This is a genomic window from Nonomuraea sp. NPDC049750 (assembly GCF_040659625.1).
Lineage (GTDB): Bacteria > Actinomycetota > Actinomycetes > Streptosporangiales > Streptosporangiaceae > Nonomuraea.
The window spans coordinates 1-23,393 of sequence record NZ_JBFANB010000008.1 but is presented as its reverse complement, the minus strand read 5'-3'; the positions used below and the strand labels follow the sequence as shown (position 1 = coordinate 23,393).

The window sequence follows — 23,393 nt, the reverse complement described above, 5'->3', positions numbered from 1 at the left end:
ACCTCCCTTGCGGGGCGTCACGATGATGTCAAACGCTGCTCCGCGGGCCATCCGTACAGCGCGAACGGCTCCTCCTCCAGCACCCTGGCGATGGCCTCGGCCGGGTAGCCGATCGTGTCGTCGGGCAGCTGACCGAGTGGCCGCCAAGCGAGCGCGGAGCACTTGTGCGGCTCGGCGTTGTAGGGCTCGCCGGTCCACTTCCTGGCGACGAAGAACAGGCCGACGCGGTCGGGGGCGCGGTGCATGACGTGGGCGAACTCCAGGTCCTCCGGCCGGATGGTGACGCCGACCTCCTCGCGGGCCTCCCTGACGGCCGCGCCGACCACTGACTCACCGGGCTCCAGGTGCCCCGAGGGCAGGTGCCATTGGCCGTCGCCGTAGCCGGTGCCGGCCCGTTTGCCGAGGAGCACCGTGCCGTCACGGACGAGCATCACGTGCACGTCGACGATGGCCCGGAACCGCTCAGGACGCGCCTCCCCGACCGCCTCCTCAACGCCCTTCGGGACCGTCTCGCCGGGGCCTGACGGTGGCTTGCCGGTGTCCTCGGGGCGTCGGTCGAGTGCCTGGGCCCATTTGACGGCGACCGCGGCCACCTGGATCAGCTCGGTGCGCAGCGCCTCGGGGTCCGATTCGGCGAACACCTCCAGAACTTCCTCGCGCAGGATGTGCCGCCAGGTCAGCTCCCCGCGCCGGGCCGCCTCCTCCGTCTCCCGCCGCGCCCGGTCGGCCTCGGCCACCGCGCCCTCGGCCCCGGTGCCGTCGGGTACGGCCTGCATGCCCCACTTGGCGTCCTGCGCCGCCCGCTCGGCCGCCACGTCGCCGAGCACCCCGGCCAGCGACCCCGGCACACCCGCGTCGCCATCGTGCGCCGCCCCGTCGTCATTCCTCGTCATGGACGACGAGTCTGCCCGATCCCCCTGACAGAACCCACCGACGAGAACACCGAGCCGCCGTCACACCGGGCGGTCGTCCTCCTCCTCGGCCGACAGGTCCACCCCCGGCAGGAGCCGCCGCCAGCTCGCGCCGGAATCCTGCTCCAGTACGGCCAGCAGATCGCAGAACGCCTTGAACGTCGCCCGGGGCATCCGGCAGTACCACTCCCCCACCCGCCCGAAGCAGTGGTGCATGAAGGCCACCAGCGCGTCGTCGTCCACGAGGTACCGCCCGTCCTCGCCGGAGGCGTAGACGAACCGGATCTTGGCCAGCGCCACGTACAGCTCCTCGGCCGTCAGCGCCGCCAGCCGGAGCACCGGCCCACCGCTGTTCACCGGCCCGGCGTGATCCATCAGCCCGGGCTCGGCGAAGGCGCGCGCGCCCAGCCGCCGGCGCAGCGGCACGTGGCTGAAAAGCCCGCTGTGCCCGTCCATGAGGAACTCGGGAGTGCCCCCGAACACGAACCCCAGATGCGGCACTCCCCCGATGACGATGCTCAGAATCTGCTCGTAGTTGGCGTCGCGGGCCTGCGGAGAGGCGAGCCTGAACAGGTTGACCAGCTCATCCAGGAAGACCATCACCCCGCCGTACCCGGCCAGCCGGACGAACCGGCTCATCAGCGCGAGATGGTCGAGCACGGTCGAGTCGCCGATGATCGACCGCACGCCGAGCGCCGACCTGGCCTCCGCCGCGGTCGGGTACTCCGCGCGCAGCCAGCGCAGCGCGGCCGACTTGAGGTGCTCGTCGCCCGTGTCGTGGCCGCGCCAGTACGCCCCGACGACCTGGGCGAAGTCGTGGCCGCCCGGACGCGCCTCCAGATGGGCCAGGCGTTCCCTGATCGCCTCGCCGGGGTCGGTGCCCGCCTGGCGGGCCTCGTCGAGCACGGTGGACAGGAAGCGTTCGACGACGGCGGCCAGCGCGCCGCCGGTGGGTCGGGCGCGGGTGGCCATGCTGCGGGCCAGCTCGGTGTAGAGGGCGCGGGCCTGGCCCTCCTCCGAGTGCAGCCGATGGTCGGCGGTGATGTCGGCGTGCAGGGTGACCAACCGCTTGTCCAACGCCACCGAGCGCGCCAGGTGCAGCAGGAACGTCTTGCCCGCCCCGTGCTCGCCGATGACGAGCCGGACGGCCGAGCCGCCGACCACGACCCGTTCGATGTCGCCGGTCAGAACCGCCAGCTCGGCGGTACGACCGGCCTGGATGTGGCGCTGCCCGATCAGCGGGACCACCCCTGCCCGCAGCGCCTTGAGGAGGGCGTCGCGTTCGCGGGCCCGAACGGTCACTTCAGCATCTCCCCCAGCAGTAGCCGGTCGATCAGGATCGGGTCGTCTCCGTCGAGCAGCGGATCGCCCGCGCTCTCGTAGGCGGCCTCGTTGACGCGGTCCATCGCGCCCTCCGGCAGCAGTTTCCAGGCGTCGGCGAGCATCTCGAACTGACCCCGGGTGAGTTGCGACTGATCGACGGCGGCCAGGGCGCGGACCAGGCCGGAGTGGCGGCTGTCCAGCCCCGCGACCGGGGGCACCGGAGGAGGCGGGGCGGCTGTGGGGGGCGGCTCATCACCGGCGAGCAGTGAATCGAGCAGCGTGCCCACTCTGGCCGTCTCGACGAGCCGGGCGACGGCGCGCCCGTTGGACACCGTCGGGGCGCTGAGGACGGGCACCCCGAAGACGGGCGCTCCCGGAACGACCTGCCGTACGGGCATGTGGAAACCGGACGGGTAAGGCATGTCGGGGCCGGACAGATAGGGCATGTCGCCGCGTGGCGGGGGCACCTGCTGGGCGGGCGCGTGCGGGAAGTACGCCAGCTGGATCGGCGCATGCCGCACCGCGACATATGGGGAGCCCCCCGCACGCCCGGCGGGCTCGGGATCCCGATCCAGCCCCAGCAGCCAGTGGATCCTGGTGAGCAGTTCGGCCTCGGCCGGTGTGAAGTGCCCGTTGGCGCTGGTCACGTCCCTCAGGAACTCCGCCACATAGCCACGCTCGGACCGGTCGATCTCCTGGACGCGAGCGGCCAGACCAGCCAGCGGCACATCCGCCGCGAGCACCCACTCCATATGCGCACGCAGCCGGGCCCGCTCACCGGACGTGAGGCTCAGCACCCGCTCGAGATGCTCGCTCAGCCGACGGTACGCGACCTGACGTGCCTGGTCCCTCGCGTGATCCGGCGGATTCAGCGCGTCCTCGCCCGGAGCTCTCGCGACGGCGGCCAGGTGCAGCAGTACGGTGGCCGCCCGGTACACCTCGGACGCCGCCGCCGTCGGCCCGCCCGGCGCCGCGAACAAGGCCATCACCCCAGCGCCCGGCACCGGACCGCCCAGACGCGGGTCCGGCTCGATCCCCACCCCGGCCCGCCCGAGGATCTGGGCCAGCGCGATGACGTCCTTCCTGGCGGGCTCGGGCGTGGACAGCAGGGCGACGAACTCCTCGGCGGGCACGAGCGCGGTCTCCTGCCCCGCGAGCCCGCCCAGCGCCCACCGCACCGCCCGCCCGGCACCGCCGGAGCCCAGGTCGAGCAGCTCCGCGGGCAGCAGCGCCTGGGCCCGTACGCTCTGCTTCGCGCCGGGCAGCCGGCCCAGGAAGCGGCTGTACGCCTCCAGCTCGGAGCAGCACTCCTCGGCCAGCGCGAACAGCTGCCGGGTGGGCGCGGCGAGCGTCAGCACATCGGGTACGCCGGGCAGCACCGGCGGGGCCCCGGCGAACCCGGAGCTCGCGGGCCGATACTCGAAGGCCAGCTCTTTGGATCCGGGCCGGACGACGAGCCCTTCACCGTGACGTGCCGCGTACCGCCGCTGGAACAGCGCCCCGAACTCCGCCGGACATCGCGTCGCCGGCGCGCCCGGCCGGTAGGCCGGGTGGCCGCGCAGCCAGGCCAGCGCCCAGTCGGCGGGCACCGGTTCGCCCCGCGCGGCCAGCTCCCCCAGCCGGGCCCGCATCGCGAACGCGGCGCCGGTCACCTCGGGCTCGCACAGAGCGGCCAGCAGCTCCGCGAACGGCCCCGCGTGCCGCTGGAAGGCGTCGTGCCGGGAATAGACGCCGAGAAGGCGGCGCACCTCCTCGTGGATGACCGGCAGCTCCTCCTGGGCCGTGGAGCGGTCCAGATGCAGGTCGTGTAGCACGCGACGTTCGAGGCCGTAGAAATAGAGGAAAACGTAGCCGAGGGGTGTCCGCGAATAGCATCGCCCGTCGGCGAGCCAGCTCAGATAGGCGGCCCGGGAGGGCGGCGGGAGGGCGGCGTAGCTGGGCCAGCGGTCGAGCCCCTGACCGTCCCAGTCCGGCTGCGTCATGTCCACCGGCAGTTCAGGGTCGATCAGCGACGGCTCCACCGACATTCCGGACGCGGACGGCAGCTCGGAGCCCACGTAGAGCAGGCCGCCGATGATGTTCAGGCCGGCGAGATGGATGGCGCTGCCGGCGGGCAGCCACGGCCCCTCCGGCGACGCGGGTGAGGCGGCTTTGGCCTGGCCGGATGACGCATGGCGGCCACGCGCGCGGTACACCACCGGCCCTCCTCCACCTCACCACGAAATAGACAGGGATTGCACCCTAACGCCCCCGCCATTGCCCGACATATCGCTCCAGGCCCTCGTTACAATCTTGAATCCCGACCCCGCCGGCCATTTAGCGGACCGGCCGAAAAACCTTTTCTAACCGCCCTGATGACCGGGGTCCGCGGCCATTGGTAATGGAGCTTCCACGACCAGGCGCTTCCCCCGACAAAACGGCTTACACGCCCGCAGCCGGAGGGGCCGCCAACGGTCCCGACGCGCGCCGAGCGCGGCACCGGCTCGCCGCCGACACGCGCCGAGGGGCGGCGCCGACGAGGCCACTGACGGATCGGAGGCGCACGCCGCCCCGGCTCCTGCCGACCGGCCGCTGACACAGGGGCCGCGCCTCCTGCTGACCAGACTGGCACAGGGCCGCGCCGCGCCGCGCCGACTTCTGCCAACCGGCCCAACACGCAGGGCCGTGCCGCGTCGCTCCGGCTTCTGCCGACCGGCCGTACAGCAGGACCGCGCCGCGCGCCACCAAGCTCCTGCCGACCGGCCGTACTGCAAGACCGCGCCGCGCGCCGCCCAGCTCCTGCCGACCGGCCGCCTTTTATAGTGGCCGGGTGACCGACGACCAGCACGGGCTGGCGATGAGCGGCGCGGGCGGTGCCGCCGCCCGCCACTACGACCGGGCGATCGACGAGCTGCTGCACTTCCGCGCCGAGGTCGACATCGAGGCCGCCGCCGCCCTGGCCGAGGCGCCCGACTTCCCGATGGGGCAGGTCCTGACCGCGTACCTCGGGCTGCTGACCACGGAGGTGGAGGACGCGCGTACCGCCAGGCAGCGCTTCGCCGCCTGGCGCGGCCGCGGCGACGCCGCCGCGCTCCTGCCCCGCGAACGCGCGCACGTCGAGGCCGTCCAGGCGCTGCTCGACGGCGACTTCCTGACCTGCGGCAGGCTCCTCGGCGCGATCACCGAGCAGTACCCCCGCGACGCCCTGGCGCTGGCGGCGGGGCACCAGGTCGACTTCTTCACCGGCGACGCCCGCTCGCTGCGCGACAGGATCGGCGGCGCGCTCAACGCCTGGCACGAGGACGACCGGCACTACGGTCATGTGCTCGGGATGTACGCGTTCGGCCTGGAGGAGGCGGGGCACTACGACCGGTCGGAGGATGTGGGGCTGCGGGCGGTCGAGCTGAACGCGCGCGACGTCTGGGGCATCCACGCGGTCGTGCACACCTACGAGATGCAGGGCCGGTTCGGCGACGGCATCCGCTATCTCGACGCCCGGCTCGGCGACTGGTCGACCGGCACGTTCTTCAACGTGCACACCTGGTGGCACTACGCCCTCTACGCGCTGGAGGCCGGCGACACCGGCCGGGCTCTGGCCATCTACGACGCGGCGCTGGCGGGCGGTCAGGGCTCGATGGAACTGCTCGACGCCGCCGCGCTGCTGTGGCGGCTGCTCCTGGAGGGCTCCGGCCAGCACGAACGCTGGCGGGCGCTGGCCGACGCGTGGCCCGCCAAGGTGGCCGAGCCGTTCTACGCCTTCAACGACATGCACGCCGTCATGTCGTACGTGGGCGCGGGCCGGGTCGCGGAGGCCGAGAGGCTCATCGCGAGCCGGGAGACCTACCTGTCCGAATCCCACCCGAACATCACCAACCACGCCATGACCGCCCACGTCGGCCTGCCGGTCTGCCGGTCGCTGGTCGCCTTCGGCCGGGGCGACCACGACGCGGTCGTGGACCTGCTCTATCCGATCAGGCATCGGGTCAACGAGTTCGGCGGCAGCCACGCGCAGCGGGACGCCGTACAGAAGACGCTCCTGGAGGCGGCACTGCGCGGCGGGCGCCGGGATCTGGCGCGGGTCCTGGTCAGCGAGCGGATCAGCGTGCGGCCGTGCAGCCCGTTCAACTGGCTCAAGCAGGGTGCCCTCGCCGATGCGCTCGGCGACCGCGCGGCGGCCGCGACGGCCCGCCTCCGAGCCGACGAACTGACCCACCGCACCTGACCGAGCACCGCTGTCCGCCTTGTGCGGAACTGTCGGCTCCGCGCAGTAGGGTCTCCACCATGGATCGGCAACTCACCCTGATGGCCGTGCACGCCCACCCCGACGACGAATGCCTGAGCACTGGCGGCGTCTTCGCTCGTTATGCCGACGAGGGCATCCGCACGGTCCTGGTCACCTGCACCAACGGCGAGCAGGGCGACGGGCCCGGCGGCGTCAAGCCCGGCGACCCCGGCCACGTCGCCGAAGAGGTGGCCGAGCGGCGACTGGCGGAGCTGCGCGAGTCGGTGGGTCACCTGGGCATCGACCACCTGGAGCTGCTCGGCTACCGCGACTCCGGCATGGACGGCTGGGACACCAACGCTCACCCCGACGCCTTCGCCAACGTGCCCGTCGACCTGGCCGCCGGCCGGCTCGGCGAGCTGATAAAGCAGTATCGCCCGCAGGTCGTGGTCACCTATGACGAGACCGGCGGCAGTGGCTACAACCACCCCGACCACGTCCAGGCCCATCGCATCACGGTCGCGGCCGTCGAGGCGACCGGCGTCGCCGACAAGCTCTACTACACGGCCCTCCCCCGCTCGGCGATGAAGCGCATGTTCGAGCTCGTCCGCAGCAGCGGCATCGACCTGGGCGACTTCGAGCCCTCCGACGACTTCGGCACCCCCGACGAGCTCGTGACCGCCGTCGTCGACGTCGCCCCCTACGTCGAACGCAAGCTCAAGGCACTGCGAGCGCACGCGAGCCAGGGCGACAACATCTTCCTGTTCCAGATGCCCGAAGAGGCCCAGCAGGCGGCGTTCTCCAGCGAGGCGTTCACCCGGATCGTCAATCGCGTGACGGCGGCACCGGACCAGGAGGACGACCTGTTCGCGGGGCTGCGCTGACCTGAAACCCGCCGATGGGCGGGTTCAACGCCGCTTGTCAGCCGGCTGCGGCCAGGAGCTCAGCGAAACGCTCGGCCGGGGTATCCCGGTCGAGCGTTTCGCGTAGGCGGCCGTTGAGTTCGTCGGCGACTGCCGATAATCGGCTCAGGAGGGCGCCGGCAGTTCACCCGACCCCCGGACGATCAGCCGGGTGGGCACCAGTGGTCGCCGGGCGCGGGAGCGGTCGCCGTCCAGGCGCGACAGCACCAGCTCCGCCGCCACCTCCCCGATGGCCGCCGGATCCTGGGCCACGACGGTGAGCGGCGGGTCCAGGACCTCCGCCAGCGGCAGGTCGTCGAACCCCACCAGCGCCACGTCCCGCCGCCCTGCTCGGGCCAGTGCGACCACCGCCCCCATGGAGGCCAGGTTGTTGGCCGCGAACAGAGCCGTGGGCGGGCGGTCGAGGGCGAGCAGGCGCAGGGTGGCCGCGCGGGCCGCCTCCTGGTCGTGGCCCGTCTCCACCAGGGTGCGGTCGAACGGCAGGCCCGCCTGCTCCAGGGCGTCGCGGTAGCCCTGGAAGCGTTCGCGGCGGGTGTAGAGGGTGGCGGGCAGGTCACCGATGAAGCCGATCCGGCGGTGACCGTACCCGATCAGGTGCTCGATGCCGGCCTGCGCGCCGGCCCGGTTGCCGCTGACCACGCTGTCGGCCGTCAGGCCGACGGCCGGGCGGTCGAGGAAGATGATGGGCAGGCCGGCGACCCGCTCCGTACGCAGGTAGCGGTGGTCGCTGCCGGCCGAGGGGACCACGATGAGGGCGCTGACCCGCCGGGCCAGGAAGGTGGCGATCAGGGACTGCTCCAGCTCGGCGGTCTCGCTGGAGGAGCCGACGATGAGGGTCAGGCCGCGGGCCCGGACGGCGTTCTCGATGCCGCCCGCCACCGTGCCGAAGAACGGGTTGCCCATCTCGGGGATGACCAGCCCGATCGCGGCGTCCCTGGCGCCGACCCGCATGTTGCGCGCCATCAGGTTGGGCTGGTAGCCCAGCTTGCGGACCGCGGCCATGACGCGTTCGCGCGTCTCGATGGCCACGGGTCCGTCGTCGTTGAGCACCCGTGAGACGGTCTTGGCGGTGACGCCCACCTCACGGGCCACGTCTGTCATGGTGGGACGCCGCATTTCGCCCATGCTAGAGGCCGATCGCCTCCGCCGCGTCCTTGTCCGTCACGACCGACTTGCCCTCCGACACCTGGAGTGCCCCGGTCATGATGGCCACGACCTCGGCCATGCTGTGGTCGCCCGGCTTGATCTGGGCGACGCGGCGGCCGAGCCGCTGGACGTGGATGCGGTCGGCGATCTCGAAGACGTGCGGCATGTTGTGGCTGATCAGGACGACGGGCATGCCGCGGTCGCGGACCCGCTTGATCATGTCCAGCACCTGCCCAGACTCCTTGACGCCGAGCGCGGCGGTCGGCTCGTCCATGACCACGACGTGGGAGGCCCACGCCACGGCCCTGGCCACGGCCACGCCCTGCCGCTGGCCGCCGGACAGCGACTCGACGGACTGGGTGAGCGAGCGCAGGCCGATCTTCAGGTCGGCCATGTGCTTGGCCGACTCCTCGCGCATCCGCTTCTTGTCGAGCATCCGGAAGATCGCGCCGAGTGGTCCGGGCTTGCGCAGCTCGCGGCCGAGGAACATGTTCGTCGCGATGTCGAGCGAGGCCGCGACGGCGAGCTCCTGGTAGACGGTCTCGATGCCGAGCCGGCGCGCCTCCAGGGGGTCGCGGATGCGGACGGGCTTGCCGTCGAGCAGGATCTCGCCCTCGTCGGGCTGCAGCGCGCCGGTCAGCGCCTTGATCAGGCTGGTCTTGCCGGCGCCGTTGTCGCCGATGACGGCGAGCACCTCGCCGGGCATCAGGTCGAAGTCGGCGCCGTCGAGCGCGACCACGTGGCCGTATCGCTTGACCAGGCCGCGGGCCTGGAGCACGGGGGTCATCGGGTCCTCCTGCGGGAGAGCTGGTCGACGGCGACGGCGAGGATCACCAGGATGCCGGTGATGAGCGTCTGGTAAATCGACGGTACGCCCATGAGCTGCAGGCCGTTACGGAAGACCCCCACGATGAGGGCGCCGATCAGCGTGCCGATCACCAGGCCCCGGCCGCCGAACAGGCTGGTCCCGCCGAGTACGACCGCGGTGATGCTGTCGAGGTTGTCCGTCTGACCGGCCTGCGGGTCGCCCACGCCGGTCCTGGAGACGAGCAGCAGGGCGGCGATGCCGTACACCAGGCCCGCGACTGTGTAGACGCCGATCGTCAGCCGCTGTGTGCGGATGCCGGTCAGCCGCGCGACCTCCTGGCTGTTGCCGAGCGCGTACACGTGACGGCCCCACGCGGTGTACCCCAGCAGGTAGGCGAAGAGCAGGAACAGCAGGATCGTGAGCAGCGACCCGTAGGTGACGTTCGTGCCGCCGACCTTGAAGGTCTGCCCCAGGAAGGTCAGCGCGTTCGGGAGATCGGTGACCGTCTGGTCCTCGGAGTAGATGTGGGTCAGCGCGAACACCACGTTCAGCATGCCCAGCGTGACGATGAACGGCGGCAGCGAGATCCGCGTCACCAGCAGCCCGTTGGCCAGCCCGAACGCGGCGCAGACGGCGAGTCCGGCGGCGACCGCGAGCAGCGGGGGCAGCCCGCTGCCGACGGCCAGCTTGGTCATCACGATGCCGCCGAACGCCATGATCGCGCCGTTGGACAGGTCGATGCCGGCGGTCAGGATGATGAGCGTCTGGCCGATGGCCAGCGTGCCGACGACCATCACCTGCTGGATGATCAGCGAGAAGTTGCCGCCGGTGAGGAACTGGTCGCTGTTGACCGCGAAGAACACGCAGGCCAGCACGAGCGCGGCCAGCGGTCCCGCCGTCGGTGTGGTGATGATGCGGCGCGGCAGCGTCGCTTCCATGACGGCCATGTCAGCCCCAGCAGTTGGCCAGGCCGAAGGTGGTGTCCTTGGACTCCACTCCCGGGACGGCCTTGTCGGTGATCAGCGTGACGCCGGTGTCGATGTAGCCCTTGGGCTTGGCCCCGCCCTTGGCGAAGTCGGCAACGGCTTTGACGCCGTCCTCGGCCATCTTCAGCGGGTACTGCTGCGAGGTCGCGGCGATCTGCCCGCTCTTGACGGCCTTGACGCCGGTGCAGCCGCCGTCCACCGAGACGATCAGCACATCCTTCTCGCGGCCCTTGGCCTTGAGCGCGGTGTAGGCGCCGAGCGCGGCGGGCTCGTTGATGGTGTAGACGAGGTTGATGTCGGGCGCCTTCTGCAGGCAGTTCTCCATCGCCTCCTGGCCCTTGGACTGGTCACCGCGGGTGTCCTGGGAGCAGGCGATGGACGGGTCGCCGTTGGCGATGCCGAAGCCCTTCAGGAAGCCGTCGTGACGCAGCTGGCCGACCGTGATGCCGGGCGCCAGGTCCAGCGTGGCGATCTTGGCGGTCTTGCCGGCCATGGCGCCCTTGGCGTACTGGCCGATCAGCTCGCCCGCCTTGAGGTTGTCGGTGGCGAACAGCGCGTCGGTGGCGTCCTGCGGGTCCGTCGGCGTGTCCAGCGCGATCACCACGACGCCGGCGTCCCTGGCCTTCTTGATCGCGGGCACGATCGCCTTGGTGTCGTTGGGCGTGATGAGGATGCCCTTCACCCCGGCCGCGACCATGTTCTCAATGGCAGTGAGCTGGGAGGCGTTGTCCCCGTCGAACTTGCCCGCCGCGGTCATCAGCTCCAGACCCGACGACTTGGCGGCCTGCTGCGCGCCTTCCTTCATCTTGACGAAGAACGGGTTGGTCTCCGTCTTCGTGATCAGCCCGACCTTGTTGGTGCTGGTGGATGCCTTCTGCTCGTTGCCGCCACAGCCGGTGACGAGGAGCGCGGCGGCCAGAAGTCCGGCCGAGAGCCTAGCAATCATGGTGGCTTCCTATCAGGGATGATTCAATGTCATCGTTGACATATGTCAACGTTGACATTCGCCGTGCTGCGATGATGGACTCCCTTTCTAGAAACGTCAATGCCCCCTGGGTGTAACAAATCTGCAAACATGGCTGAAAGGTTGGCCCTGATGATCGCTGTCCTGGGCGAATGCGTCGCGGACGCCTTCGCCGACCGGCGCCCCGGCGAGCTGGAGCTCCGGGTTCTGCCGGGCGGCGGACCCGCCAACACGGCGGTGGCTCTGGCCCGGCTCGGCACCTCGACGCGGTTCCTGGGGCGCGTGTCGGCGGATGTGTTCGGCGAGCTGTTCCGCGAGCACCTCGCCTCCTCCGGGGTGGACCTGTCGGCCTGTGTACCGGCCGCCGAGCCGAGCACGCTGGCGGTGGCCTCACTCGACGAGCGGGGCCAGGCGGCCTACAGCTTCCACGCCGAGGGCACCGCCGACTGGCAGTGGACGGCCGAAGAGCTGGCCGCCGTCGACCCGAGCGGGTGGTCCTGCCTGCACACGGGGTCGCTCGCGCTGGTCAGGCGGCCGGGCAGCGCCGCGGTGGAGTCGTTCGCGGCGGATGCCCGCGCGCACGCGACGGTCTCGATCGATCCGAACGTACGGCCCAGCCTGGCCGGCCGGGACGCCTACCCGGTGGAGCGGTGGTGCGCGGTGGCCGACATCCTCAAGCTCAGCGACGACGACCTGTCCTTCCTGATGCCGGATCAGCCGTTGGAACGTGCCTGCGACACCTGGCACGCGGCCGGTGCCAGGCTCATCGTGATCACCCGGGGCGCGGACGGCGCGCTGGTGTCGCTGGACGGGGAGCGCGCGACGGTACGGGCGCCCCGGGTCGAGGTCGTCGACACCGTGGGGGCCGGTGACTCCTTCACCGCCGGGCTGCTGCACCGGCTGGGCGTGCGGGGGCTGCTCGGCGGCCGGCTGGACGGGCTGGACCTGGAGACGGCCGCCGACGCCGCCGCCTTCGCGGCCCGGGTGGCGGCGCTGACGTGCTCGGTCGCGGGGGCCAACCCGCCGTGGGCGCACCAGCTCAACGAGACCGCCGGGCGGTGACGCCGTACAAGAGTCGGTTCAGGAACCGGCGGGCCAGGTGATCTGCCCGGAGTGGTAGTAGTTCACACCCTGGACGCGCCAGCGCGGCCCCTGCGCGCCGAGCCGCTGCTTGAATGCGGTCCAGTCGTGCTTGGCGTACGGGGACCAGCCCAGCTCGGCGATGGCGGGCAGGCGCGGGAAGGCCATGTACTCGATGTCGGCCGACGTCCTGATCGTCTCGGTCCACAGCGGCGCCTCCACGCCCAGGACCTGCTGCGCCGGCAGGCCGGTCAGGTAGGCGCCCGGGTTCCAGCCGTAGGCGTCCTTGACCTCGATCAGCCCGGCCCAGTCCTGGCCGAGCGGGGTGCGCCGGTTGTACTTCATGTCGAGGTAGGCGCGGCTGGCCGGGGACATGATGACCTTCCGCCCGGCGCCCGCGACGGCGCTGTCGTCCGGCGTGGTGCCCCAGTATTGAGCGACCGTGGAGGGCAGCGGCGTCGCCTTGACGATGTCGTGCCAGCCGATGACGGTCTTGCCGTGCGCGGCGGCGATGGCCTGCGCCCGGTTCATGAACGCGGCGTAGTCGGCCGGCTTGGTGGAGCTGGCCTCGTCGCCGCCGAGGTGCAGGTAGGGGCCGGGGGTGAGTGCGGCCAGCTCGCCGAGCACCTGGTCGAGGAAGGTGTAGGTGAGCTCCTTCGACGTGCACAGCGAGCTGAAGCCGACGTCGGTGCCGGTGTACAGGGGCGGCGCGACGCCGTCGCAGTTCAGCTCGGCGTAGGAGGCCAGGGCGGCGTTCGTGTGGCCGGGCAGGTCGATCTCGGGCACGACCGTGATGTTGCGGGCCGCGGCGTAGGCCACGAGCTCCTGGTACTGGGCCTTGGTGTAGTAGCCGCCCGGATCGCCGCCGACGGCGGTGCTGCCGCCGTAGGTGGCCAGCCGGGGCCAGGAGTCGATGACGATCCGCCAGCCCTGGTCGTCGGACAGGTGCAGGTGCAGGTAGTTGATCTTGTAGAGGGCGATCTGGTCGATGTACCGCTGGACGGCGGCCAGGGGGAAGAAGTGGCGGGCGACGTCGAGCATGGCGCCGCGGTAGGCGTAGCGCGGCGCGTCGGTGATCCGCCCGCCCTGCACGGGCCACGGCCCCGGCTGGACGCTCGCGCTGTCGGCCGCGTACGGCAGCAGCTGCCGCAGCGTCTGCACCCCGTTGAACAGCCCGGCGGCCCCGTTGGCCAGCACGGTGATCCCGGTGGCGGTCACGTCGAGGCGGTAGGCCTCCTCGCCGCCGCTCACGCTGCCCAGCCGCAGCGAGATGCCGCCGGCGGGCGGCGCGACCACGATCGGCACGGGGAAGCCGGTCGAGCGCCGCAGTTGCCGGGCGAGCTGCTCGCCGACGGCGGGGACGTCGCTGTAGAGGCTGGTGGCCGAGGTGATCCGGTAGGTGACTCCGGCGGCGGGCGTCGCGCTGACCGGGGCGGGAACCACCCCGCCGAAGCTCAGGGGCGCGGCGGCGCGCGCGCTCGGGGAGGCGGAGACCGACGTGGCGACGAGCGCCGCCACCAGGATCAGCACTGTGCGCAGGCTCATGGCCTCACCATACGGACGTGATCCGCGCTAGTAAAGAAACTTTCCAAATAACGCTTGCACGCGCTCGGCCAGCGGCCTTCAAGAGCCTCGCAACCACCGCGCCCAACCATCGGAGAGTCACTGAGCGATATCCACTCGGCCGCCAGACGAGGACAGAGATATGCGACGCCTTCTCGGGGTCATCACCCCGTTAGTCATCGGCCTGCTCTCCGCGGGTCTGGTCACCGCCGAGCCCGCGACGGCACAGCCCGCGCGGACGGCCGACACACCGCCCGGCCTGAGCGCCTACTACGGGCAGCGGCTCGCCTGGACCCCCTGCAAGGGGGGTTTCCAGTGCGCGAAGCTCAAGGTGCCGCTCGACTACACCAAGCCGTCGGGCAAACGGATCGAGATCGCCGTGATCAAACTGCCGGCGAAGGGCGGCAAGCGCCTGGGCTCCGTGGTGATCAACTTCGGCGGCCCCGGCGGGTCGGGCGTCGACCTGCTGAGAGGCACCGCGAAGGTGAAGTTCACCGCCGCCCTCCGCTCGCGCTTCGACCTGGTCAGCTTCGATCCGCGCGGTGTGGGCGCCTCCAGCCCCGTGCGCTGCATGCCCACCCAGGTGGCCGACTGGTACCACTCCGTCGACGACACCCCGGACTCGAAGGCCGAGGTGAAGATGTACAACTACGCGCAGCTGCGGCTCGCGCAGGCGTGCCAGGCCAACTCCGGCGCGCTCCTGCCCTTCGTGGGCACGCCGAACGCCGCCCGTGACATGGACGTGCTGCGCGCCGGTCTCGGCGAGTCGCGGATGACCTACCTCGGTTTCTCGTACGGCACCCTGCTCGGCGCCACCTACGCGAACCTGTTCCCGGCCAGGGTGCGCGCGATGGTGCTCGACGGCGCCGAGGACCCCACGACGACGGCGACGGAGTTCGGCGCGGGCCAGCAGGACGGCTTCGGCGTGGCCTTCGAGTCCTTCGCGCGTGACTGCTTCAAGCACAAGGACTGCCCCTTCAAGAAACACACGGTCACCGCGATCACCAAGCAGATGCGCGCCCTGCACGACCGGACCGAGAAGGCGCCGCTGGTCAACACCTACGACGGCAGGCAGGCCACGCAGGCGATCGTGTACACCGGCCTCAACAGCCTCCTGTACGACCAGCGGTCGTGGCCGGCCCTGCGGCAGGCGCTCGGCACGGCGTTCAAGGGCGACGGCACGCTCCTGCTGCAGTACGCCGACCAGTACAACGAGCGCGGCCCCGACGCGACCTACGCCAACATGATGGAGGCGCACGCGGCCATCGACTGCCTCGACCACCCGACCTGGCGGCGAGCGGTGCGCCAGGCCAAGGCGATCAGCTCCGGCAAGGCCGTGGCCAGTGCGTGCGACTTCTGGCCGGTCAGGAGCAAGACGGTCAACCGGGCCATCCACGCCAAGGGCGCGCCGCCCATCCTGGTGGTCGGCACCCTGCGCGACCCGGCCACGCCGTACAAGTGGGCCAAGGCGCTGGCCTCTCAGCTGTCCTCGGGCGTGCTGCTGAGCTTCGACGGCGACGGCCACACCGCCTACGGCACCGGCTCGGCCTGCGTGAACACCTCCGTCGACCGCTATCTGATCACCCGGGTGCCGCCGCGCGACGGGAAGATGTGCCCGAAGATCTGACCCGGCCCCGGTCGTGCGCGACCGGGGTCAGCTCGTGTCGTCGTCGCCCTTGGCCGAGCGGTCCATCGCCGGTTGCACGAACCAGGTCCACACGGCCAGCGCGGCGACGACGACGGCCGTGATCACCGCCACCGTGCTGTGGAACAGGTAGTCGACCACCAGCATGGTGGCCGCGGTCATCGAGACGGCCAGGGCCAGCGCCCCGGCGATGCCGTACAAGTTGGAGCGGCGGACCAGCATCTCCTTCAGGCCCTGGCGGAAGAGCACCCGGTGCTGGGCGGCCGGGGCGATGTAGCAGATCGACGCGATGGCGGCGCTGACCAGTGCCACGTAGAACAGCCGCCGGTCGGCCAGGCTCAGCTTGTCGAACCCCTGCGAGAACGGGACCGTCAGCAGGAACGCGAACAGCACCTGGACTCCGGTCACCGCCACCCGTGCGCTCTGCAGCAGCTCCACGAAGTTGCGATCGGCCCGCTCCTTCTGCGTTTCCCTGTCCGGTTCCATGTGCCTTCATCTACCTAGATCAGGGAATTTCATGCGAAAGTGCGATCTATTCGCGCAGGGCCAGCTTCAAGAGAGCAGGCGGGCGGGGGTGATCGGCAGGTCGCGGACGCGGATGCCCGTCGCGTGATAGACCGCGTTGCCGATGGCGGCCGCGGTGCCGACGATGCCGATCTCGCCGATGCCCTTGGTGCCCATCGGGTTGAGGTGCCGGTCGTCCTCCTCGATCCAGGCCGCGTCGATCCGCTCGATGTCCGCGCACACCGGCACGTGGTATTGAGCCAGGTCGTGGTTGCTGAACCCGCCGAACTCGTCGTCGACGACGCTCTCCTCCATCAACGCCATGCCCACACCCATCGTCATGCCACCGACGAACTGCGACATTGCCAGCTGCTCGTCGATGATCCGCCCGGCGGCGAAGATGCCCAGCAGGTGCGACACGCGGATCTCGCCGGTGTCCATGTCCACGCGTACCCGGGCGAACTGGGCGCCGAAGGCGTGTCTGGCCAGGTCCTGCTGCGCCTTGATGGCGTCGGTGGTGTCGGCTGCGCCGTGCTTGCCGTCGCGCAGCGCCTCCTCGCAGGCGGCCACCACGGCCGAGCCCCAGGAGGCGGTGCCCATGGAGCCGCCGGCCACCGGGGCGGGGGGCAGATCGCTGTCGCCCAGCTCGATCCGCACCTGGTCGGGCGGGACGCCGAGCGCGGTCGCGGCGATCTTGGTCAGCGCGGTGCGGGCGCCGGTGCCGAGGTCGACGGCGGCCACGCGCACGACATAGCCGCCGTTCTCGACAGTGGCGGTGGCCTGGGACGGGCGCCGGAAGGCCGGGAAGGTGGAGGAGGCGACGCCGGTGCCGATCAGCCAGCGCCCCTGGCGGCGGACGCCCGGCGTCGGGTCGCGCCCCTCCCAGCCGAACCGGCGGGCGCCCTCCAGCAGGCAGGCCACCAGGTTGCGGGAGCTGAACGGCAGGCCGCTCTCCGGCTCGGTCTCCGCGTCGTTGAGCACGCGCAGCTCGACGGGGTCCAGGCCGGTGGCGATGGCCAGCTCGTCCATGGCCGACTCCAGCGCGTACATGCCGGGGCATTCGCCCGGAGCGCGCATCCACGACGGGGTGGCCACGTCCAGCCGGACCAGCCGGTGGGCCGTGCGCAGCGCGGGCGTCTCGTACATGGTGCGGGCCGGGGTGGCGGTCTGCTCGGCGAACTCGACCAGCGTCGAGCTCTGCTCGGCGACCTCGTGCTCGACGGCGGTGAGGCGGCCGTCGGCGTCGGCGCCGAGCCGGACCCGCTGGATCGTCGGCGTCCGGTAGCCGGTGACGTCGAACAGCTGCTGCCGGGTCAGCGCCACCTTCACCGGCCGCCCGACGGCCCGTGCCGCCAGGACGGCGAGCATGGTGCCGGGGCGGATGGTGCCCTTGGACCCGAAGCCGCCGCCGATGTGGCGGCAGACCACGCGCACCCGCTCGGCGGGCAGGCCGAGCGTCTTGGCGATCATGACGCGAGCTGTGGACACGCCCTGCGTCGAGTCGTAGACGGTCAGGTCGCCGTCACCGCTCCAGACGGCGAGCGTGGCGTGCGGCTCCATCGGGTTGTTGTGCACGGCCGGGGTCGTGTACGTCACGTCCACGGTGACGGCCGCCGCGGCCAGCCCGGCCGCCAGGTCGCCCTTCTCGGTGTCGGCCGGGTAGAACGGGTTCACCTTCTCCGGCCGGTAGAGCCCGGGGTGGTCGCCGCGCAGCCGTACGTCGTGCGGGTCCTCCTCGTAGGTGACCCGCACCTCCCGCGCGGCCGCGCGGGCGTTCTCGTAGGTGTCGGCGACGACGGCGGCGACGAACTGCCCCCGGTAGGCGACCTCGCGGCGCTGGAACAGCGCCAGCTCCGGGTCCGCGTCGGGGGCCAGCTCGGGCGGGTCCTCGCTGGACAGTACGGCCAGCACGCCCGGCAGGACGAGCGCCTCCGCCGCGTCGATCGAGGTGATGCGGCCCCTGACGATCCCGGCCTGGACCGGGTAGGCGTAGGTGACGCCCTCGATCGGGTATTCGGCCGAGTAGGTCGCGCGGCCGGTGACCTTGTCGTGCCCCTCGATCCGGGTCATGGTGCCAGCTCCAGCAGGGTGCGGACGATGAGGTTGCGAGCCAGCGGCACCTTGTGCGCGTTGCGCGGCAGCGGGCGGGCCCGCTCCAGCTCGGCCTCGGCGGCCCGGGTGAAGCTCTCCTCGTCCGCCCGGGCGCCGCGCAGCGCCCGCTCGGCGCGCTCGCACCGCCACGGCACGTGCGCCACCGCGCCGAGCGCGATCCGGCAGTCGCGTACGGTCCCGTCCTCCGCGACGTCGAGGGCGGCGGCGATCGACACCAGTGCGAACGCGAACGAGGCGCGCTCGCGGACCTTGCGATAACGGGAGGCGCCCGGTGGCGGGGCGGGCAGGTGCACGGCGGTGACCAGCTCGCCGGGCGCCAGCACGGTGTCGTGCTCGGGCTCGTCCCCGGGCAGCCGGTGCAGCCCCGGCATCGGGATCACCCGGTCGCCGCCGGGCCCGGTGACGTGCACGCGGGCGTCGAGCGCGGCCAGCGCCACCGCCATGTCGGACGGGTGGGTGGCCACGCATGCGGGGGAATGTCCGAGGATGGCGAGGTTGCTGTGGTCGCCGCCGATCGCCGGGCAGCCGGATCCGGGCCGCCGCTTGTTGCACGGCTTGGAGACGTCCTGGAAGTACGAGCAGCGGGTGCGTTGCAGCAGGTTGCCGCCCACGGTCGCCATGTTGCGGATCTGCCCGGACGCCCCGGCCAGCACCGCCCGCGCCAGCATCGGGTAGCGCTCGCGGACCAGCGGATGGGCGCCGAGGTCGCTGTTGCGCACGGCGGCGCCGACGCGCAGCCCGTCGCCGTCGGGCTCGATCCGGTCGAGCGGCAGCCGGCTCACGTCCACCAGGAACTCGGGCTCGGCCACGCCCAGACGCATGAGGTCGACGAGGTTGGTGCCGCCGCCCAGGTACATCGCGCCGGGCCGGAACCTGGCCACGGCGTCGGCGGGGTCGCCGGCCCGCGCGTACTCGAAGGGTCTCATCGCGCCACCTCCGCGATCGCGGTGACGATGTTCGGGTAGGCGCCGCACCGGCACAGGTTGCCACTCATCCGCTCGCGGATCTCCTCGGCCGTCAGCGCCGGGTCGGCGGCCATGTCCTCGGTGACGGCGCTCGGACCGCCCTCGGCCAGCATTCCGGCGGCCGAGCAGAGCTGGCCGGGGGTGCAGTAGCCGCATTGGAAGGCGACGTGCTCGATGAAGGCGGCTTGGAGCGGGTGCGGCCGGTCGCCGTCCGCCAGGCCCTCGACGGTGGTGATGTCCGATCCGTCCTGCGCCACGGCCAGCGCCAGGCAGGCGTTGGCCCGCCGGCCGTCGATCAGCACGGTGCACGCGCCGCACTGGCCGTGATCGCAACCCTTCTTCGAGCCGGTCAGTCCGAGCCGCTCGCGCAGCAGATCCAGCAGCGAGACGCGCGGGTCCACCTCCACGGTCCGCCGCGAACCGTTGACCTGCAGGCTGATCTCCATGGCGCTCGCCTACCCGGTGCGCCCACGGCTCAACCCCACGTCGTCCTCGTTCCCTTGGTCGGCTTTGTTCGGAGAAATACCCGGTGGGAGACTGAAAGGTGACGAAGGGGGACGTCATGATCGAGGTCAAGAGCATCGACAAGCCCGACGAGCGCCGGGACTTCCCGATGGGCCACTTCGAGGTGTGCAACCTGACGGGCCTGAGCTTCGGTGTGGCCACGTTCGAACCCGGATGGCGCTGGTCGGCGTCCATCAAGCCGATCGTCGGCACCGATTCGTGCCAGGTCCATCACAACGGGTTCGTCGTCCGAGGCCGGCTCCGCATCCGGATGGACGACGGCACCGAGGCCGAGATCGGCCCGGGAGAGGTCTTCGTCGCCCCGCCCGGACACGACGCCTGGGTGGTCGGGAACGAGCAGGTAGAGGTGTACGACTTCGCGGGCGGCGCCGCGGAGTACGCCAAGGCACGGAGCGCCTGAGGCCTGCTTTCGCAGCGGGGGTCGCCGGCGCGACCGTAGTCGGCGACCCTCGGCCCTTTCGTTCAGACCGTGATGACGACCTTCCCCACCACGTGACCCTCTTCCTGGTAGCGGACGGCCGCCGGGATCTCCTCGAACGGGTAACCGCGGTCGATGACCGGAGCGATCTCGCCGTCCTCGATGAGCCGGGTCAGCGTGAGCAGATTCTGCCGCTTCTGCCGGCAGGTGACCACGTCCGTCATGACCATTCTCTGGGACACGAACGGCGAGAACGCCACCGCCGCGAACACGTGAGCGGCGGGCTGGAACCATCGGCCGGGCGGTCCGCCGATGGCGACGTAGGTGCCCTTGGGGGTCAGCACCCGGCGGCAGGCCCCTCCTGAACGGCTTCCCGCGATGTCCAGCAGCAGGTCGTAACGCTGTCCGGTCCGGGTGAAGTCCTCCGTCGTGTAGTCGATGACCTCGGTGGCGCCGAGCGACTTGACCAGGTCCACGTTCCGCGCGCCACAGACGGCGGTGACCTCCGCGCCGAGCGCTCGGGCGATCTGCACGGCGAACGTCCCCACCCCGCCCGACGCCCCGTTGACGAGGACCTTGTGCCCGGACTGGAGGCGGCCCTGGTCGCACAGGCCCATCAGGGCGGTGTTGGCCGCCATCGGCACCGCCGCCGCCTGCTCGAAGGACAGGTTCTTCGGTTTCGGCGCCAGGTCGCTCGCCCGGACGCACGCGTATTCGGCGAAGCCGCCCTGGTTGGACTGCGCGAAGACCTCGTCGCCGGGGCTGAACCCCGTCACGTCCTTGCCGACCGCCTCGACCTGCCCCGCCAGATCGGCGCCCAGGATGTGGATCTTCGGCCCGCGCAGCCCGAGGCTGCCGGGCATCAGGCGCGCGATGTACGGCTCGCCTCTCATGTGGTGCCAGTCGTAGGGCTGGATGGAGGTGGCACGGACCCGGACCAGTACCTCGTCGGCGCCGGGCACGGGCTTGTCGATCTCGGTGACGGCCAGGTCGTCGGGTGAGCCGTACGTGCGTAAGACGATCGCCTTCATCGCGGGTGCCTCCGATTCGTACAACGTAAGTCGTACGCCGTAAGGTACTCGTACGGCGTAAGGTGGTCAAGGGGCCGCCGGAGGCGACCGGCGAGCACGAAGGGGGTCAGGCGCTCTCGCGCATCCTGTCGAGACCATCGAGGATCAGATCCAGCCCGAACTCGAACTCGGTCTGGTCGTCGCACCAGCCCAGCGTGGAGTCGGGGTCGTCGTGAGCGATCTCCCGCAGCATGCCGACGAGGTGGGGCAGCTGCTCGGCCATGGCGTCGAGCATGGCCGCGGAATCGTCACCGGCCCCGTCACCCGGATCGAACATCTCCTGGGTGAACCCCAGAGCCCGGCTCCCCAGGGCGTGCAGCGCGTGATGGGCCAGGTCGTTGGAGAAGCCACCGTCTCGCATGAGCCCGATCAGGGCATCGAAGTACCGCACGACCGCCGGACTCACGTCGGTACGGGTCTCGAAGACGCGCGGCGCCCAGGGGTGGCGCAGGAAGACCTGGCGGGCGGTCAGGATCCGCTGCCGCACGGCCGTCTTCCAGGCGGCTCCCTTGGAGGGCATGTCGATCCGGCCGACCGCCTCGTTGATCTCGCCGGCGATGACGCCGACGATGCCGTCGAGGACGTCTTCCTTCTTGGCCACGTGGTAGTAGAGCGACATCGCCTCGGCGCCGAGCTCTTCCGCGAGACGACGCATCGTGAGCGACTCGATGCCGCTTTCGTCGGCGACCTTGATCGCGGCCCGGAGCACCCGATCTCTGCTCAACGGGGTGCGGGGCTCGGTCCTTGGTCCATTCCGCGTGGCCACCTAGATCAACCTCCGCGCCATATCGTACAAGTTGACCTGCTCCCCGTCCTGAAGGGGCGGGGATTCCCGTGCCGCTATGCGGCAGCTCGTGCCGCTTGCGCGGCCTGTGCTGTGGAACGGGGTGCTTGACGTTTCGCGGACCCGGGTGGGTCTCCACGCCCTGAGACGACCAGCCCGGCCGCCTGTCCTTTGCTCTTGATGTTCCTCGCCCCGACGATGTCGGCGTGCTCGCTGTGCCCGCAGGAAGTGCAGGAGAAGATCGCTTGGCTCTTGCGGCTCTTCTCCTCCACCTTCCCGCACACAGGTTCCGGGCACGTCTGGGACGTGTACACAGGATTGATCTTATGGATGACGCAGCCGGTATAGCGCGCCTTCGAGCGAAGGGCGACTCCCAGGCCGTACCAGCCCTTGTCGACAATCGCCGTGTTGAGCCCGGATTTCGCCGCCGCGCCGTTGCGCAGGAACCTGCCCGACCGGTCGGGGTCGGGCTTCGGCTTGACGGCCGCGCTCATCCCCTTCGTGTTCAGGTCTTCGATGACCACATGCCCGTACACACCGGTGAGCCGATGCGCGGCTTGGGCGTTGAAGTCAGCGCGCCGCCACCGGACCCGCCGCATGACCTCACCCATCGCGGCCACGACCCTCTGACGCCGCCTCGATCCCTTCTGCGTGCGGGCGAGCCGGCGTTGCAGCCGTAGATACCGTTCCGCTTCGCCGACCGTCACATACCCCAGGTCGTCCTTGCGGTCCTGTTTCGTCTCCCGCGGCAGCCGCCTGGAGGAGACACCGCCGCTTCCGGCGTGGCGGCGGTCGAAGAACTCCCCGTCCGAGGTCACGGCGGCCGTGACCACCCCCCGGTCCACGCCCACCCATCCAGGGCGGGCGTGTTCCTGCCGCTCGGCGATCCCATCGTCGACCAGGAAACTGATGAACCAGTGCTTGCCGTCCCGGGACACGGTCGCGGACTTGACGCTCCCCCGAGCGGGCGCGACATCCGAAACCGCGCCCACCCGAACTTGGGCAGGAAGACTCGCCCCCACTTGCGGCCGATCGGCTCCACGGGCAGGTGTCCGGCGGTGGGGAAGCGAAACGAGGGCCGCCACTTCGCCTTCGACTTCCAGCGCACCTTCCATGTGCCATGCTTGCGGCACGCCTGGTCCAGGTCCTTGAGGGTCTGCTGGATCACCTGGGCGGGCGCATCAGCGAGCCAGCCGCAGTACGGGTCCTTCTTCGCCTCGGCGAGCTGCCCGCACTGCTCGGCATAGGTGATCCACCCTCCGCGCCGCCGGTACTCCCGCCGCTGTTCGAGACCGGTGTTCCACACCGCCCGGCAGATCCCGCCCAGCCTTTCGGCGAACGCGGCCTGCCCGGAGTCGAACTCCAAGCGGTACTTCCGGCCCGCAAGCATGCGCAACACCCCCTCTTCCACGGGATGCTCACGTCTCACCGACTCGAACACATTATCATCTGGTCTATGAGCCAG

The 23,393-nt window shown here is 71.1% G+C and carries 21 protein-coding genes; 5 read left to right on the top strand and 16 right to left on the bottom strand.

Going from position 1 to position 23,393, the window contains the following annotated elements:
* Positions 1 to 17: 17 nt before the first annotated feature.
* From AB0J16_RS22230 to AB0J16_RS22220, 3 genes are read right to left on the bottom strand one after another with little or no spacing between them, the layout of a single operon-like run.
* Positions 18 to 893: an NUDIX domain-containing protein gene (locus AB0J16_RS22230; RefSeq protein WP_358542332.1), complete on the bottom strand. Its 876-nt coding sequence runs from the start codon at positions 891 to 893 to the stop codon at positions 18 to 20.
* A gap of 60 nt (positions 894 to 953) precedes the next feature.
* Positions 954 to 2,213, bottom strand: a complete 1,260-nt coding sequence (locus AB0J16_RS22225; RefSeq protein WP_358542329.1) for an ATP-binding protein — start codon at positions 2,211 to 2,213, stop codon at positions 954 to 956.
* The gene (locus tag AB0J16_RS22220) at positions 2,210 to 4,432 is read right to left on the bottom strand and encodes a TerB N-terminal domain-containing protein (protein ID WP_358542327.1); all 2,223 of its coding nucleotides are present in this window, start codon (positions 4,430 to 4,432) and stop codon (positions 2,210 to 2,212) included. Before AB0J16_RS22220 ends, AB0J16_RS22225 begins: the two co-directional genes overlap by 4 nt.
* A gap of 611 nt (positions 4,433 to 5,043) precedes the next feature.
* Between AB0J16_RS22220 and AB0J16_RS22215 the strand changes: the two genes are divergently transcribed.
* Entirely contained in the window at positions 5,044 to 6,435 is a 1,392-nt protein-coding gene (locus AB0J16_RS22215; protein ID WP_358542324.1) for a tetratricopeptide repeat protein, read from the top strand.
* A gap of 59 nt (positions 6,436 to 6,494) precedes the next feature.
* On the top strand, positions 6,495 to 7,319 hold the full coding sequence (locus AB0J16_RS22210; protein WP_358542321.1) for a PIG-L family deacetylase: 825 nt from the start codon (positions 6,495 to 6,497) through the stop codon (positions 7,317 to 7,319).
* 144 nt (positions 7,320 to 7,463) lie between these two features.
* Here the strand turns inward: AB0J16_RS22210 and AB0J16_RS22205 are convergent, their stop codons facing one another.
* The 4 genes from AB0J16_RS22205 to AB0J16_RS22190 are packed head-to-tail and all read right to left on the bottom strand — an operon-like array spanning position 7,464 to position 11,244.
* Positions 7,464 to 8,474, bottom strand: a complete 1,011-nt coding sequence (locus AB0J16_RS22205) for a LacI family DNA-binding transcriptional regulator (RefSeq protein WP_358542319.1) — start codon at positions 8,472 to 8,474, stop codon at positions 7,464 to 7,466.
* Positions 8,475 to 8,484: 10 nt separating this feature from the next.
* The gene (locus tag AB0J16_RS22200) at positions 8,485 to 9,291 is read right to left on the bottom strand and encodes an ATP-binding cassette domain-containing protein (RefSeq protein ID WP_358542317.1); all 807 of its coding nucleotides are present in this window, start codon (positions 9,289 to 9,291) and stop codon (positions 8,485 to 8,487) included.
* Positions 9,288 to 10,250: an ABC transporter permease gene (locus tag AB0J16_RS22195; RefSeq protein ID WP_358542315.1), complete on the bottom strand. Its 963-nt coding sequence runs from the start codon at positions 10,248 to 10,250 to the stop codon at positions 9,288 to 9,290. Before AB0J16_RS22195 ends, AB0J16_RS22200 begins: the two co-directional genes overlap by 4 nt.
* Positions 10,251 to 10,260: 10 nt before the next feature.
* Positions 10,261 to 11,244, bottom strand: a complete 984-nt coding sequence (locus tag AB0J16_RS22190; RefSeq protein ID WP_358542313.1) for a sugar ABC transporter substrate-binding protein — start codon at positions 11,242 to 11,244, stop codon at positions 10,261 to 10,263.
* A gap of 150 nt (positions 11,245 to 11,394) precedes the next feature.
* Here AB0J16_RS22190 and AB0J16_RS22185 point away from each other — a divergent pair, with 150 nt between their 5' ends.
* Positions 11,395 to 12,324 (top strand): carbohydrate kinase, encoded by a 930-nt coding sequence (locus AB0J16_RS22185; RefSeq protein ID WP_358542310.1) that lies wholly within the window; start codon positions 11,395 to 11,397, stop codon positions 12,322 to 12,324.
* A gap of 18 nt (positions 12,325 to 12,342) precedes the next feature.
* Here the strand turns inward: AB0J16_RS22185 and AB0J16_RS22180 are convergent, their stop codons facing one another.
* Positions 12,343 to 13,887, bottom strand: a complete 1,545-nt coding sequence (locus AB0J16_RS22180; protein ID WP_358542307.1) for a beta-N-acetylhexosaminidase — start codon at positions 13,885 to 13,887, stop codon at positions 12,343 to 12,345.
* Positions 13,888 to 14,047: 160 nt separating this feature from the next.
* Here AB0J16_RS22180 and AB0J16_RS22175 point away from each other — a divergent pair, with 160 nt between their 5' ends.
* Complete coding sequence (locus tag AB0J16_RS22175) at positions 14,048 to 15,532, top strand: alpha/beta hydrolase (protein ID WP_358542305.1); 1,485 nt, start codon at positions 14,048 to 14,050, stop codon at positions 15,530 to 15,532.
* A 27-nt stretch (positions 15,533 to 15,559) separates the two neighbouring features.
* On the opposite strand, the gene AB0J16_RS22170 is transcribed toward AB0J16_RS22175, so the two are convergent.
* The 4 genes from AB0J16_RS22170 to AB0J16_RS22155 form a co-directional block, all read right to left on the bottom strand.
* Positions 15,560 to 16,036 carry a DUF6328 family protein gene (locus AB0J16_RS22170; protein WP_358542302.1) on the bottom strand — a complete coding sequence of 159 codons (477 nt, stop codon included), beginning with the start codon at positions 16,034 to 16,036 and terminating at the stop codon, positions 15,560 to 15,562.
* Positions 16,037 to 16,102: 66 nt separating this feature from the next.
* On the bottom strand, positions 16,103 to 18,124 hold the full coding sequence (locus tag AB0J16_RS22165) for a xanthine dehydrogenase family protein molybdopterin-binding subunit (protein WP_358542300.1): 2,022 nt from the start codon (positions 18,122 to 18,124) through the stop codon (positions 16,103 to 16,105).
* Positions 18,121 to 19,092: a xanthine dehydrogenase family protein subunit M gene (locus AB0J16_RS22160; RefSeq protein ID WP_358542297.1), complete on the bottom strand. Its 972-nt coding sequence runs from the start codon at positions 19,090 to 19,092 to the stop codon at positions 18,121 to 18,123. Before AB0J16_RS22160 ends, AB0J16_RS22165 begins: the two co-directional genes overlap by 4 nt.
* The gene (locus AB0J16_RS22155) at positions 19,089 to 19,577 is read right to left on the bottom strand and encodes a 2Fe-2S iron-sulfur cluster-binding protein (RefSeq protein WP_358542294.1); all 489 of its coding nucleotides are present in this window, start codon (positions 19,575 to 19,577) and stop codon (positions 19,089 to 19,091) included. The genes AB0J16_RS22160 and AB0J16_RS22155 overlap by 4 nt, the downstream gene beginning before the upstream one ends.
* A 98-nt stretch (positions 19,578 to 19,675) precedes the next feature.
* Between AB0J16_RS22155 and AB0J16_RS22150 the strand changes: the two genes are divergently transcribed.
* Complete coding sequence (locus AB0J16_RS22150; RefSeq protein ID WP_358542292.1) at positions 19,676 to 20,056, top strand: cupin domain-containing protein; 381 nt, start codon at positions 19,676 to 19,678, stop codon at positions 20,054 to 20,056.
* Between the two features lie 62 nt (positions 20,057 to 20,118).
* Here the strand turns inward: AB0J16_RS22150 and AB0J16_RS22145 are convergent, their stop codons facing one another.
* From AB0J16_RS22145 to AB0J16_RS22130, 4 genes are all read right to left on the bottom strand, one after another.
* Positions 20,119 to 21,105 carry an NAD(P)-dependent alcohol dehydrogenase gene (locus AB0J16_RS22145; protein ID WP_358542290.1) on the bottom strand — a complete coding sequence of 329 codons (987 nt, stop codon included), beginning with the start codon at positions 21,103 to 21,105 and terminating at the stop codon, positions 20,119 to 20,121.
* Positions 21,106 to 21,211: 106 nt separating this feature from the next.
* A complete protein-coding gene (locus AB0J16_RS22140; RefSeq protein ID WP_358542288.1) occupies positions 21,212 to 21,853 on the bottom strand; it encodes a TetR/AcrR family transcriptional regulator in 642 nt (213 codons plus the stop codon).
* Between the two features lie 131 nt (positions 21,854 to 21,984).
* The gene (locus AB0J16_RS22135; protein WP_358543053.1) at positions 21,985 to 22,830 is read right to left on the bottom strand and encodes a transposase; all 846 of its coding nucleotides are present in this window, start codon (positions 22,828 to 22,830) and stop codon (positions 21,985 to 21,987) included.
* Positions 22,743 to 23,318: a transposase gene (locus tag AB0J16_RS22130; protein ID WP_358542286.1), complete on the bottom strand. Its 576-nt coding sequence runs from the start codon at positions 23,316 to 23,318 to the stop codon at positions 22,743 to 22,745. Before AB0J16_RS22130 ends, AB0J16_RS22135 begins: the two co-directional genes overlap by 88 nt.
* Between the last annotated feature and the right edge of the window lie 75 nt (positions 23,319 to 23,393).

Coding starts and splice junctions, on each gene's coding strand:
- AB0J16_RS22145 (WP_358542290.1), bottom strand. CDS start 21,105: ATGAAGGCGATCGTCTTACGCACGTACGGCTCACCCGACGACCTGGCC.
- AB0J16_RS22200 (WP_358542317.1), bottom strand. CDS start 9,291: ATGACCCCCGTGCTCCAGGCCCGCGGCCTGGTCAAGCGATACGGCCAC.
- AB0J16_RS22130 (WP_358542286.1), bottom strand. CDS start 23,318: ATGCTTGCGGGCCGGAAGTACCGCTTGGAGTTCGACTCCGGGCAGGCC.
- AB0J16_RS22175 (WP_358542305.1), top strand. CDS start 14,048: ATGCGACGCCTTCTCGGGGTCATCACCCCGTTAGTCATCGGCCTGCTC.
- AB0J16_RS22160 (WP_358542297.1), bottom strand. CDS start 19,092: ATGAGACCCTTCGAGTACGCGCGGGCCGGCGACCCCGCCGACGCCGTG.
- AB0J16_RS22170 (WP_358542302.1), bottom strand. CDS start 16,036: ATGGAACCGGACAGGGAAACGCAGAAGGAGCGGGCCGATCGCAACTTC.
- AB0J16_RS22185 (WP_358542310.1), top strand. CDS start 11,395: ATGATCGCTGTCCTGGGCGAATGCGTCGCGGACGCCTTCGCCGACCGG.
- AB0J16_RS22205 (WP_358542319.1), bottom strand. CDS start 8,474: ATGCGGCGTCCCACCATGACAGACGTGGCCCGTGAGGTGGGCGTCACC.
- AB0J16_RS22210 (WP_358542321.1), top strand. CDS start 6,495: ATGGATCGGCAACTCACCCTGATGGCCGTGCACGCCCACCCCGACGAC.
- AB0J16_RS22190 (WP_358542313.1), bottom strand. CDS start 11,244: ATGATTGCTAGGCTCTCGGCCGGACTTCTGGCCGCCGCGCTCCTCGTC.
- AB0J16_RS22165 (WP_358542300.1), bottom strand. CDS start 18,124: ATGACCCGGATCGAGGGGCACGACAAGGTCACCGGCCGCGCGACCTAC.
- AB0J16_RS22195 (WP_358542315.1), bottom strand. CDS start 10,250: ATGGAAGCGACGCTGCCGCGCCGCATCATCACCACACCGACGGCGGGA.
- AB0J16_RS22155 (WP_358542294.1), bottom strand. CDS start 19,577: ATGGAGATCAGCCTGCAGGTCAACGGTTCGCGGCGGACCGTGGAGGTG.
- AB0J16_RS22230 (WP_358542332.1), bottom strand. CDS start 893: ATGACGAGGAATGACGACGGGGCGGCGCACGATGGCGACGCGGGTGTG.
- AB0J16_RS22180 (WP_358542307.1), bottom strand. CDS start 13,887: ATGAGCCTGCGCACAGTGCTGATCCTGGTGGCGGCGCTCGTCGCCACG.